The organism is Hyalangium minutum (assembly GCF_000737315.1).
GTDB lineage: Bacteria > Myxococcota > Myxococcia > Myxococcales > Myxococcaceae > Hyalangium > Hyalangium minutum.
Window position 1 is genome coordinate 933,473 of the sequence record NZ_JMCB01000006.1, and the last position, 14,013, is coordinate 947,485.

General features: G+C 68.4%; 4 protein-coding genes. All 4 read left to right on the forward strand.

What is annotated here, in order from left to right; genetic code table 11:
* Window positions 1-158 precede the first annotated feature (158 nt).
* Window positions 159-8,600, forward strand: coding sequence for an Ig-like domain-containing protein (locus tag DB31_RS47935; RefSeq protein WP_052420090.1), 8,442 nt, complete (start codon window positions 159-161; stop codon window positions 8,598-8,600).
* A 342-nt stretch (window positions 8,601-8,942) separates the two neighbouring features.
* Window positions 8,943-9,398, forward strand: coding sequence for a response regulator (locus DB31_RS19305; protein ID WP_044189650.1), 456 nt, complete (start codon window positions 8,943-8,945; stop codon window positions 9,396-9,398).
* Entirely contained in the window at window positions 9,395-11,344 is a 1,950-nt protein-coding gene (locus DB31_RS19310; RefSeq protein ID WP_044189652.1) for an ATP-binding response regulator, read from the forward strand. Before DB31_RS19305 ends, DB31_RS19310 begins: the two co-directional genes overlap by 4 nt.
* Window positions 11,345-11,546: 202 nt before the next feature.
* Entirely contained in the window at window positions 11,547-13,997 is a 2,451-nt protein-coding gene (locus tag DB31_RS19315) for a CARDB domain-containing protein (protein WP_240486766.1), read from the forward strand.
* Window positions 13,998-14,013: the final 16 nt, after the last annotated feature.

The following is a 14,013-nucleotide window of genomic DNA, read 5'->3' on the forward strand; positions in this document are numbered from 1 at the left end:
GCGCTCATCCGTCCAGCTGTTTGGACTCAAACTGGGCGCTTTTTGACAGCGGGTGTGACTCCATTAAACTTTTATCACCGCCTCAATCCAGGGGGGCATCGCCTGGCTCCGTTCCTCACAGGAGCACTGGGCTCGGGTCTGTCGAGGACCCATCCAACATGAACCATTCCATTCGCTCGAAGCTCTCGAAGTGGGCCGTGCTCTTCGCCGGCGCGCTGCTGCTGGCGTGTTCCACGGAGCCGGCCTCCGCCAAGGGTGCCGCGGGCCCGCTGGGCGCGGCGGTGACATCGCTGGTTGCGGACGTGCCAACGGACCTGGCCGTCACGGTGACGGACGGCGTGACGACGGTCGCCCCGGGCAGCAACGTCACCTATACGATTGTGGTCACCAACAACGGTCCCAATACGGTGTCAGGGGCCACGCTGACAGACAACTTCCCCGCGGCGCTGATGGGGGTGAGCTGGACGTGCGCGCCGGCGGCGGCGTGCGGCACGACGAGCGGGACGGGCAACATCGCCGTCGTGCTGCAGTCGCTGGGCGTGGGCAGCTCGGCGACGTTCACGGTGACGGCGACGGTGAACCCCGCGGCGACGGGCACCACGATGACCAACACGGCCGTGGTGGCGTTGCCGACGGGATTCACGGATCCAGTTCCGGCCAACAACAGCGCTTCGGATACGGACACATTCAACCGCCGGGCAGACCTCTCGCTCACGCTCACCGACGCGCCGGACCCGGTGCAGGCGAGCGCGACGCTTACGTACACCCTCACCGTCAACAACGCGGGCCCGAGCAATGCGGCCACGACGACGGTGACGCTGACCCTGCCGTCGGGAGCGACCTATGTCAGCGGGACGGGTACGGGGTGGACGTGCACTCTGAGCGGTAGCACGGTGACGTGCACCCGGGCTTCGGCGGCGACGGGCGCGTCCCCCGCCATCACGGTGCTGGTGACGGCGCCGAATACGACCGGGACGATTGTCGCCACCGCCTCGGTGAGCAGCTCGACGACGGATCCCGTCACGGGCAACAACTCGACGCTGGCGACCACCACCGTCAATCGGGTCAACAACCCGCCGACGGCGAACAACGACACGTTGACGGTGGCTGAGGACAACCCCGCCACGGTGGTCAACGTGCTGAACAACGACACCAGCGCTCCGGACGTGGGCGAGACGCTGACGGTGATCTCGGTGACTCAGCCGGCCACGGGTGGCACGGTGACGCTCTCCAGCGGAGTGGTGCGTTTCACGCCCGCGCCCAACTTCAACGGGACTACGAGCTTCACGTACACCATCTCGGACGGCAACGGCGGCTTTGCGACGGCGACGGTGAACGTGACGGTGACGCCGGTGAACGACCCGCCGACGGCGAACAACGACACGTTGACGGTGGCTGAGGACAGTGGCGCCACGGTGGTGGATGTGCTGGCCAACGACACGATTTTTCCGGACGTGGGTGAGACGCTGACGGTGGTCTCGGTGACCCAGCCGACCACGGGCGGTACGGTGTCGCTGGTAGGCGGCGTGGTGAGCTTCACCCCTGCGCCCAACTTCAACGGGACTACGAGCTTTACGTACACCATCTCGGACGGCGCTCTGATGGCCACGGCGACGGTGTCGGTGACGGTGACGCCGGTGAACGACCCGCCGACGGCGAACGACGACACGCTGACGGTGGCCGAGGACAGCGGCACCACGGTGGTCAACGTGCTGGCCAATGACTCGATTTTTCCGGACGTAGGCGAAACGCTGACGGTGACGGCGGTGACTCAGCCCACCACGGGTGGCACGGTGTCGCTGAATGGCGGCGTGGTGCGCTTCACGCCCGCGCCCGACTTCAACGGCACGGTGACGTTCACATACACCATCTCGGACGGCGCCTTGACGTCCACGGCGACGGTGACGGTGACGGTGACGCCGGTGAACGACGCGCCGACGGCGAACAACGACACGCTGACGGTGGCCGAGGACAGCGGCGCCACGGTGGTCAACGTGCTGGCCAACGACTCCAGCGCGCCGGACACGGGCGAGACGCTGACGATCGACTCGGTGACTCAGCCGACCACGGGCGGCACGGTGACGCTGAGCAACGGCACGGTGAGCTTCACTCCCGCGCCCGATTTCAGCGGGACCACGAGCTTCACGTACACGATCTCAGACGGCAACGGCGGCTTTGCGACGGCCACAGTGAACGTGACGGTGACGCCGGTGAATGACCCTCCGACGGCGAATGACGACACGCTGACGGTGGCCGAGGACAGCGGCGCCACGGTGGTCAACGTGTTGGTCAACGACACCAGCGCGCCGGACGTGGGCGAGACGCTGACCGTGGTCTCGGTGACTCAGCCGGCCACGGGCGGCACGGTGACGTTGAGCAGCGGCGTGGTGACCTTCACCCCGGCGCCCAACTTCAACGGGACCACGAGCTTCAACTACACGATCACGGATGGCAACGGCGGTACGGACACCGCGACGGTGAACGTGACGGTGACGCCGGTGAACGACCCGCCGACGGCGAACAACGACACGCTGACGGTGGCCGAGGACAGCGGCGCCACGGTGGTGGATGTGCTGGCCAACGACACGTTTGCCCCGGACGTGGGTGAGACGCTGACGGTGACGGCGGTGACTCAGCCGGCCACGGGCGGCACGGTGGACCTGACGAACGGCACGGTGACCTTCACCCCGGCGCCGGACTTCAACGGCACGGTGACGTTCAGCTACACAGTGTCGGATGGCAACGGGGGCACGGCCACGGCGACGGTGTCGGTGACGGTGACGGCGGTGAACGACCCGCCCACGGCCGTGGATGACGCATTCACCGTTCCGCGCAATAGCACCAACAACGTCCTGAATGTGCTGGCCAACGATACGATTTTTCCGGACGTGGGCGAGACGCTGACGGTGACGGCGGTGACCCAGCCGGCCAGCGGCACCGTGACGCTGACGGGCGGTGTGGTGAGCTACACCCCTCTCGCAGCCTTCATCGGGGACGTGACGTTCAGCTACACGGTGTCGGATGGCACGTTGACGGCGACGGCGACGGTGACGGTGACGGTCTTCGGAACCAACATCCCGCCGACGGCGAACAACGACTCACTGACGGTGGCCGAGGACAGTGGCCCCACGGTGGTGGATGTGCTGGCCAACGACACGATCGCACCCGATGTGGGTGAGACGCTGACGGTGACGGCGGTGACGCAGCCCACCTCGGGCGGCACGGTGACGCTGGTGGGTGGCGTGGTGAGCTTTACCCCGGCAGCCGACTTCTTCGGCACGGTGACGTTCACGTACACGGTGTCCGACGGCAGCGGCGGCACGGACATCGCGACGGTGACGGTGACGGTGACGCCGGTGAATGACCCGCCGAAGGCCAACGACGACACGCTGACCGTGGCGGAGGACAGCGGCGCCACCGTGGTGAACGTGCTCGCCAACGACTTGTTCTCGCCGGACACGGGCGAGACGCTGACGGTCACGGCGGTGACGCAGCCCACCTCGGGCGGCACGGTGACACTGGCGGGGGGCGTGGTGAGCTTCACCCCGGCGGCCGACTTCAATGGCACGGTGACGTTCACGTACACGATCTCCGATGGCAACGGGGGCACGGCGACGGCGACGGTGACGGTGACGGTGACGCCGGTGAATGACCCGCCGACGGCGAACAACGACGCACTGACGGTGGCCGAGGACAGCGGCGCCACGGTGGTGGACGTGCTGGCCAACGACACGTTTGCCCCGGACATGGGCGAGACGCTGACGGTGACGGCGGTGACCCAGCCCACGACGGGTGGCTCGGTGACGCTCTCCGGAGGCACGGTGAGCTTCACGCCCGCGCTCAACTTCACCGGAACCACGACGTTCACGTACACCATCTCGGACGGCAACGGGGGTACGGCCACGGCGACGGTGACGGTGACGGTGACGCCCGTGAACGATCCGCCGGACGCGGTGAATGACGCGATCACGGTGGGCGAGGACAGCACGGCCACGGTGGTGAACGTGCTGGCCAACGACACCTCTGCCCCGGACGTGGGCGAGACGCTGACGGTGGTCTCGGTGACTCAGCCAGCCACGGGCGGCACGGTGACGCTGAGCAGCGGCACGGTCATCTTCACCCCGGCCCCCGACTACTTCGGCACCACGACGTTCACGTACACGATCTCCGATGGCAACGGCGGTACGGACACCGCGACGGTGACGGTGACGGTGACGCCCGTGAACGATCCGCCCACCGCCGCCAACGACACGTTGACGGTGGCCGAGGACAGCGGCGCCACGGTGGTGGACGTGCTGGGCAATGACTCGAGCGCTCCGGACGTGGGCGAGACGCTGACGGTGACGGCGGTGACGCAGCCGGTCTCGGGCGGCACGGTGACGCTGGTGGGCGGCGTGGTGAGCTTCACCCCGGCGCCCAACTTCAACGGGACCGTGACGTTCAGCTACACGTTGTCGGACGACAACGGTGGCACGGCGACGGCGACGGTGACGGTGACGGTGACGCCGGTGAACGATCCGCCGGACGCGGTGAACGACGCGATCACGGTGGGCGAGGACAGCGGCGCCACAGTGGTCAACGTGCTGGCCAACGACTCGAGTGCGCCGGACACGGGCGAGACGCTGACGGTGACGGCAGTGACTCAGCCGGCCACGGGTGGCACGGTGACGCTGAGCAGCGGCACGGTCATCTTCACCCCCGAGCCCGACTTCAATGGCACGGCGACGTTCACGTACACGATCTCCGACGGCAACGGCGGCACGGCGACGGCGACGGTGACGGTGACAGTGACGCCGGTGAACGATCCGCCTACCGCGGTGAATGACACCTTCACCGTGGCGGAGGACAGCCCGGGCACCGTGCTGGACGTGCTGAGCAACGACACGTTTGCCCCGGATGTGGGCGAGACGCTGACGGTGACGGCAGTGACGCAGCCGGCCACGGGTGGCACGGTGACGCTGAGCAACGGCACGGTCATCTTCACCCCGGCGCCGGACTTCGTGGGCACCACGACGTTCACGTACACGATCTCGGACGGCAATGGCGGCACGTCGACGGCCACCGTGACGGTGGTCGCGACGGGGGTGAATGATCCGCCCACGGCGAACAACGACGCGCTGACGGTGGCCGAGGACAGTGGCCCCAATCCCCTCGATGTGCTGGTCAACGACTCGATTTTCCCGGACGTGGGCGAGACGCTGACGGTGACGGCAGTGACGCAGCCGGCCACGGGTGGCACGGTGACGCTGAGCAACGGCACGGTCATCTTCACTCCGGCGCCGGACTTCAACGGCACGGTGACGTTCACGTACACGGTGTCGGACGGCAACGGGGGCACGGCGACGGCGACGGTGACGGTGACGGTGACGCCGGTGAACGATCCGCCCACCGCGGTGAATGACTCCTTCACTGTGGCCGAGGACAGCTCGGGCAACGTGCTGGACGTGCTGGCCAATGACTCGATTGCGCCGGACACGGGCGAGACGCTCACGGTGACGGCGGTGACGCAGCCCTCCTCGGGCGGCACGGTGACGCTGAGCAACGGCACGGTGACCTTCACCCCGGCGCCGGACTTCAACGGCACGGTGACGTTCAGCTACACGGTGTCGGACGGCAATGGCGACACGGCGACGGCCACTGTGACGGTGACAGTGACGCCGGTGAGCGATCCGCCCATCGCGGTGAACGACACCTTCTCCGTCGCGGAGGACAGCGACCCCACGGTGCTGGACGTGCTGGCCAACGACGCGTCGCCGGATCCGGGCGAGACGCTGACGGTGACGGCGGTGACGCAGCCCACCTCGGGCGGCACGGTGGCGCTGACCAACGGCCAGGTGATCTTCACGCCGGATCCCAACTTCAACGGCACGGTGACGTTCACGTACACGGTGTCCGACGGCACCTCGACGTCGACGGCGACCGTGACGGTGAATGTGACGCCGACGAACGACCCGCCGACGGGCATGCCGGACACCTACTCGGTGCCCGTCAACAGTGGCGCGACCACCTTCGACGTGCTGGCCAATGACTCGAGTGCGCCGGACACGGGCGAGACGCTCACGGTGACGGCCGTCACTCAGCCGACCTCTTCGGGCGGCACGGTCACAGTGGCGCCGAATGGCTCGGGCGTGGTGTTCACGCCGGCACCGGGCTTCATGGGCACGACGACCTTCACGTACACGGTGTCCGACGGCCATGGCGGCACCGCCATCGTGATTGTCATCGTGACCGTGGGCGGGGGCGACAGCGACGGCGATGGCCTGACCGACGTCGAGGAGGGCGAGCTGGGCACCAATCCGAACAACCCGGATACGGACGGCGACGGCCTCAATGACGGCCTCGAGAATGCGACGGGCACCAACCCGCTCGACGCGGACACGGACGACGACGGCATCACCGACGGCAACGAGGACAGCAACCACAACGGCACCGTGGAAGCCAATGAGACCGATCCCCGCATCTTCGACACGGACGGCGACGGCCTGAGCGACGGCCTCGAGTCGGGCCTGGCTCAGCCCCAGAGCGAGGACACGAATCTGGGCGTCTTCACGCCGGACGCCGATCCGTCCACTACGACCGATCCGCGCAACCCGGACACGGACGGCGACACGCTGAAGGACGGCACCGAGGACGCCAACCACAATGGTGCCGTGGGCGACACGGAGACGGATCCGAACGATCCCGACTCGGACCACGGTGGCCTGAACGACGGCGAGGAGGTCAACGCGGGCAGTGACCCGCTCGACTACACGGACGACCTGATCGTCGCGGGCCGCGGCTGCGCCTCCACGGGCTCGGGCACGCTGCTGCCGCTGGTGTTGCTGCTCGCCCTGCCGTTGCTGCGCCGCCGCCAGGCCCTCCGCGTCTCGGGGAAGGCCTGGGGGGTGTTGGGGCTGCTGGCCGCCGTGCTCGTCTCGGCTCCTGTCCGAGCCCAGTCCACCCCCGAGGCCTCTCAGGGCATCGACGTGCAGCAGTTCAAGCCGGGGCCGGGCTGGAAGGACGTGCTGGGCGTGCAGAGCGCCCAGGTGGGCCGGCACCTCGGCTGGAACGTGGGCTTGTCCTTCAACTACGCGAAGGACCCGCTCAACTTCCTGCGGCCGCGCACCGACGACTTCGTCTACGAGATCGTCAAGAACCAGTACACCTTCGACCTGATGGGCGCCGTCTCGCTGTTCGACCGGTTCGAGCTCGGCGTGGCGCTGCCCATCACCTCGCAGAGCTCGGCGTCCGCCGCCTCCGTGTCGCCGCTGCTCTCCGAAGGCATCGATGCCACGGGCGTGGGCGATCTGCGCTTGGTGCCGAAGGCGCGCCTGCTCTCGCTGGACAGTGGGGTGCACCTGGGCGTGACGGTGCCGGTGATCCTGCCCACCTCGGGGGGCAAGGAGTTCCTGGGCCGCAGCGGGGTGGCGTTCTTCCCGCGGCTGCTCGGCGAGTGGACCAGTGACGGGGGCACGCGCGTGCTGGCCAACGTGGGCATCAACGTCCAGCCCCAGGAGCGCTTCTACAACCTGAACGTCAGCAACGAGTTCGCCTACGGGCTCGGCACGGAGATTCCCTTCAACGTGGGCAAGCACCGGCTGGCCGCTGAGGCCACGCTGGTGGGCGCCCTGGGCATGAAGGAGTCGAACACCGAGGAGCGTCCGCTGGAACTGCTCGCGGCGATGAAGTACCGCTTCTCGGACGCGCTGGCGATGCACCTCGGTGGTGGCCCGGGCCTCACGCGCGGCTACGGCACGCCGGGCTTCCGCGTGCTGGCGGGCGTCATCTGGACCGAGACGGAGAAGGCTGCTCCTGCCCGCGTCGAGCCGCCGCCTCCGCCGCCCGTGAAGGTGTGCCCGCAGGGCCCCGAGGACATGGACGGCTTCCAGGACAACGACGGCTGCAACGATCCGGACAACGACAACGACGGCATCCTGGACGGCAACGACCGCTGCCCGAACGAGCCGGAGACGCAGAACGGCTTCGAGGACGCGGACGGCTGCCCGGACGAGCTGCCTCCGCCTCCGCCGGTGGACACGGACGGCGACGGCCTCACGGATGACAAGGATCGCTGCCCGCAGGCCGCCGAGGACAAGGACGGCTTCCAGGATGAGGACGGCTGCCCGGATCCGGACAACGACAAGGACGGCGTGCTGGACGCGGCGGACAAGTGCCCGACCGAGCCGGAGACCATCAACGGCGTCGCGGACGACGACGGCTGCCCGGACAAGGGCAAGGAGAAGGTCCGCATCGAGGGTGGGAAGATCGTCATCCTCGACAAGGTGTACTTCGCCACGAACAAGGACGTGATCCTCGCCAAGTCGTTCCCGTTGCTGCAGCAGGTGGGCCAGGTGCTGCGCGCCAACCCGGAGATCCTGAAGGTGCGCGTGGAGGGCCACACCGACAGCCAAGGCAAGGACGAGGCCAACATGGATCTGTCGCAGCGCCGAGCCAACAGCGTGCGCAAGCGCCTCATCGAGCAGGAGGGCATTGCGCCCGAGCGGCTCGAGGCGGCGGGCTTCGGCGAGACGCGGCCGGTGGATACCAACGAGACGGCCAAGGGCCGCGAGAACAACCGCCGCGTGGAGTTCATCATCCTCGAGACGGCGGAGACGCCCTGATCAACCCAAGTCCGTAGGCAGGTTCCCAAGGCCCGTCCTGGTGCTTCAGCCAGGGCGGGCCTTCCTGTTCCCGTAGGACTTGGGGGCGATGAAGTGATGACCAGCCAACGTCCCGAAGGGTGGAGCCCGGGCCTCGCGTTGAGCAGTGCACAGCGTCATCCCCTTACAAGCGTCCTGAATTCGCACCCTTACGCACAGGGCCTACGCGCTCCCGGTAGGGAGGACTCTGTCTGACCCAGCGCGTCGCGGAGGTGCCTCCCCTCTGGGCGGCCCTTCGGGGCAAGATACCGGCGAGGCCACGGCGGTCAGCCTCGACCACCTCAGCGCGAAGAGAGGTATCTGATGGCACGCTCCCGGGGAGTCACCATCCTGATGGCTGACGATGACGTGGATGATCGGGATCTCACCCGTGATGCCATGCAGCAGAATCACCTCGATGGCGAGCTGAAGTGGGTCGAGGACGGCGAGGAGCTGCTCGACTACCTGAACCGCCGGGGACGCTTCAGTGATCCGAGTGCCGCGCCGCGCCCCGGGATCATCCTGCTGGATCTGAATATGCCGCGCCTGGATGGCCGCGAGGCCCTGCGCGAGATCAAAGCCCATCCGGAGCTGCGCCGCATTCCCATCATCGTCCTGAGCACCTCCAGCGCGGAGGAGGACGTACAGCGCAGCTACGAGCTGGGAGCCAACTGCTTCATCACCAAGCCCGGCACATTCGACCGGCTGGTCGAAGTCATCCGGGTCCTCGGCGAGCACTGGCTGCAGACAGCCACGCTCCCCCGGACGAGCCCTGCATGAGCTCGGAGGGAGCGCCGGGCCCCCTGCGCATCCTCCTTGTCGAGGACGACCCCGACGACTTCATCTTGGTCCGGGATGCGCTGCGGGAGCTGGGCGACCAACGGCTGGTGCTCGACTGGGTGGAGGATGCGGACGAGGCCATCGCGGCCATGGCCTCGGGACACCATGATGTGTGCCTGCTGGACTACCGGCTCGGCGCCATCACCGGCCTGGAGCTGATGAGGCAGGCGCGAAGGCGAGGGGCCCGGCTGCCCGTCATCCTGCTCACGGGGCAGTCGGACACGGAGGTCGACCGGCAGGCCCAGGAGGCCGGGGCCGCGGACTTCGTGGTGAAGGCGCAGATGACGCCGGTGCTGCTGGAGCGCTCCATCCGCTACTCGGTGCAGCACGCCCGCACGCTGGAGGCGCTCCGCCGCTCCCGGGCGAGCTTCCGCGAGCTCATCGAGCGGCTGCCGGATGGCGTGTGCGTGATTCACGGCACGAGCATCACCTACGTCAACCCAGCGCTGTTCACCCTGCTGGGGTGTGCCTCGCCCAACGAGCTGCTGGGGCTGGAGGTACAGGAGCTGGCGGCGCGCTTCCTCCATGAGGAGGATCGAGAGCAGGTGCTGCGCGAGTTCGAGGCTCCCTTGGAGGGAGGGGGGCAGGAGCCCTTCCGGGAGGTCCGCCTGGTGCGGGCCTCGGGCGAGAGCATCCCAGCGGAGCTGGCGCGGTTCCCCGTGGTGTTCGAGGGCCAGCCCTGCACCATGTACATCGCGAGGGACCTGACCGAGCGCAAGCGGATGCAGTCGCAGTTGGTGCTGAGCGATCGCATGGCCTCGCTGGGCATGGTGGCGGGGATGATCGCCCACGACATCAACAACCCGCTGGCCTACGTGCTGGCCAACCTCCACATCCTGGAGGGAGACGTGCTGCCGCGCTTGAGCGTGACGGCCTCCGAGCGCGAGGAGTTGCAGGCGCTGGTGGCGGATGCGCAGCTCGGCGCGGCGCGGGCACGGGAGATCGTCCAGCAGTTCCGGATCTTCTCGCGAGGGGACAAGGAGCCGCGGCGGCAGATTCTGGAGGTGCACCAGGTCATCGAGTCCGCGCTGCGCATGGCGGGCAATGAGATTCGCTACCGCGCGCGGCTGGTCCGGGACTACGGGGACCCCGTCCGGGTCGAGGCCCGCGAGGTGGAGCTGGGACAGGTGCTGCTGAACCTGCTGGTCAACGCGGCCCAGGCCATCCCCGAGGGAGACGCGGAGCGCCACGAGATCCGCGTCGTCACCCGGCAGCGAGGCGAGGAAGCGGTGATCGAGGTCCGCGACACGGGCGTGGGCATCCCCGCGGATCGGATCGAGCGGGTGTTCGAGCCGTTCTTCACCACGAAGCCCAGCGGCATCGGCACGGGGCTGGGGCTGCCCATCTGCCGGAGCATCATCCAGTCCCTGGGCGGGCGGCTGGAGCTGGAGAGCGTGGTGGGCCGAGGCAGCATCCTCCGCATCGTCCTTCCCGCCGTGGCGCCTCCGAGCATCGTGGCGCTCCCGCAGCCCGCGAGGGAGCTGCCCTCGAGCCCATCGCGGCGGGGACGCATCCTCATCGTGGATGACGAGCCGCTGGTGAGCCAGGCCATCCGCCGCTCGCTGCAGCGAGAGCACGAGGTGGTGGTGCTGACGAGCGCCCGCGAAGCCCATGCCCGGCTGACGGGCGGGGAGCAGTTCGACGTCATCCTCTGCGACATCATGATGCCGGAGATGAGCGGCATCGACTTGTACGAGGAGCTGGCGCGCGTGGGGCCCGCGCTCTCCGAGCGGATGGTGTTCCTGACGGGTGGTGCCTTCACGCCTCGGGCCCGGGAGTTCCTTGGGCAGATCAAGAACCCCTGCTTGGAGAAGCCGTTCAACCCGAGGGATCTCCAGGAGCTGGTGCGCACCCTGCTGGCCGAGGACGCCGCCTCGCGGGCCTGAGGTGCCGCGCCTCCAGGCTCCACGTGTAGGGAGAAGTGTTGGGTGTTTCGGGAGTGAACGCTCGTCGGGACGCATTGAATAACTCCGTCGCGGCTGCGTCGGTGGACTTGGTAGGTCCCGGTGCGGGATGGGCGATGGGCGGGTCCGAAGGCCGTTGGGTGGGACCGATAGCTCCTCATCTCTCTGAAGGCGGGCCTCTCACATGCTGAAGCAACGGTTGCTGGCGCTTGCGCTCACGGGTGCACTCACGGGCTGTATCGTCGAGCCCTCTCCGGAAGACCCCTTCGATCCCAACTTTCCGGACGGCCCCAGCACGATGATGCCGGACCTGGAGATCGAGTCGGTGACAGGTCCCTCCCAGCTGGGCCCGAACTCTCAGGACTTTCTGCGCGCGCGGCTGTGCAACCGGGGCGGCAGCTTCGCGATCACCGACGTGTCCTTCTTCCTCTCCAAGGACAAGGTGTTGGATCCGCTGGACAGGCGGGTGGGCACCAGCGGGCAGGCGACGGTGGAGGCGGGCGCCTGCCAAGAAGTGATGGCGCAAGTGAAGATGCAGGGAGTGGATCAGGACGGCTACTACCTGTTCGCCGTGGCGGATCCGAACGACTGGACCCTGGAGTCGTCGGAGACCAACAACGAGCGCATGGGGGCCAAGCTCTGGGTGGACCGGAACGTGCCCCCCGTGCCGACGCTCTCGTGGTTGACGGGCAACGGGCAGCCGAAGCTGCTGGCCTCTTCGGAGTTGGGCGTCTCGATTCGTGTCTACCAGGGCAGCACCTGCTCGGGCGAGCCGGTGGTGAACGGCTACCCCAGCGAGAATGGGTACTGTGAGATGCCCATCGACATCTCCTCGTACCCGGCCGCGAGCTACTCGGCGCGGGCGTACGACTCCGTGGGGAACGCCTCGGGGTGCGGCTCCATCCAGGCGCCCTCGGGGTACGGCTACGACGTCACTCCGCCCGCGCCTCCGGTCGTCACCCAGGCGAACTGGAGCTACGGCACCACGCAGCACGCGCTGACCGTGAAGGGCACCACGGAGGCAGGGGCCGAGGTGGGCGTGTTCGTGGACGTGGCCTGCACGGGCATCCCGGCGGCCACGGTGTTTGCGAGCTCCTCGGGGGCGTTCACGGCGGAGCTGACCGTGGCGGCTCAGTCGGGAGGCAGCATCCGCCGGGTGTACGTGGCCGCGCGGGATGCGGCCTACAACGAGTCCTCGTGCGTGGAGGGTCCCCGGTACGAGACGCCGTGCCAGACGGGCTACGCCAACTGCGATGGGAACCCGGCCAACGGCTGTGAGGCCATCCTCACGGAGGACGAGGCGAACTGCGGCGCGTGCGGCACCACCTGCCAGGGCTCCGGCAACGCCACGGGGGTGTGCATGTCGGGGACGTGCGGCGTGGCGTGCCCGGTGGGCCGCTACGACTGCGACGGGAACCTGTCCAACGGCTGCGAGTCCACCTACGCGTGCAGCCCCTCGGCGTGCACAATCAACGCCTCGGCGGAGCTGGCCATCACGGCGCTGTCGGTGGTGGAGGATCCGGTGCGGACGGCGCCGGGTGGGGCGTGGCACTTCGGCACGCTGATGCGGGCCATGGCGGGGGATCAGGATCCCTCCACGCTGGTGCGCAACTGGCTGAAGACGTGGGCCACGGCGCAGACGATCAACGGGCTCACGGTGCCGGCGCGCACGCAGATGCTGACGAAGGTGCTGACGCCGTGGGAGCAGAAGAGCGGCGGGGCGAGCCGCCCGCTGGACTTCAGCAAGGCGCCGTTCCGGCTGCTGGCCATCATGAACCGCATGGACCTGCGCAACCCGGGAGCGCAGGCGGGAGAGGGCCGCTTCGTGTTCGGCGTGCTGGACAGCTCGGGCAACCCGCTGGAGTTCACGATCATCTTCGAGTACGCGCTGCCGGGCGGCACGCCGGAGGCCATCCAGGGCTGGGCTCGGGGCTGGCATGAGCTGGGGCAGCTGGGGCTGAGCCACCCGGACTACAAGACGAAGCTGCAGGCGCTGACGGATCGCTTCGCGAAGTCGGGGGTGATGGCGGGCCGGCCGTTCGGCAACGCGCTCAACCAGATCCGGACCAACGAGGTGGATCTGGCCGATCCGTGGGAGATGCGTGAGTTCAACCTGACGACGGCGGGCCTGCAGCCGGCCACGGTGAAGCTGACGCCGGCCTTCAGCTTCAACAACACGGGCGCGCTGGGCGACTTCCTGCGGGCCAACCAGGCGGACATCCTCGCCGAGCGGCACACGGTGCCGACGACCCTCGGGAGCCAGCGGTTCCTGGCGGGCTCGGCGATTGTGCCCGAGGACTTCTTCTGGCGGGCGCCGAGCGTGGCGGCCGAGGTGCGGCACAAGTTCTCGGTGAACACGTGCAGCGGGTGCCACGCGGGGGAGACGGCCACGGACTTCGTGCACGTGGCTCCGCGGCGGGCAGGGCAGACCGCGGCGCTGTCGGCATTCCTCCGGGGTGGGACGGTGGTGGATCCGGTGTCGGGGACGTCACGGTCCTTCAATGACCTGGCCCGCCGCTCGGAGGACCTGGCGACCCTGGTGTGCGGCACGGCGGGGACGCAGAGCCTGAAGGATGTGGAGACGTTCGGCGGCTTCCCGGCGCCCTCCAACCTGCCCCGCGCCCGCGTGCACTGACGCGGCGGGGACGTGG

Coding starts and splice junctions, on each gene's coding strand:
- DB31_RS19310 (WP_044189652.1), top strand. CDS start 9,395: ATGAGCTCGGAGGGAGCGCCGGGCCCCCTGCGCATCCTCCTTGTCGAG.
- DB31_RS19305 (WP_044189650.1), top strand. CDS start 8,943: ATGGCACGCTCCCGGGGAGTCACCATCCTGATGGCTGACGATGACGTG.
- DB31_RS19315 (WP_240486766.1), top strand. CDS start 11,547: ATGCTGAAGCAACGGTTGCTGGCGCTTGCGCTCACGGGTGCACTCACG.
- DB31_RS47935 (WP_052420090.1), top strand. CDS start 159: ATGAACCATTCCATTCGCTCGAAGCTCTCGAAGTGGGCCGTGCTCTTC.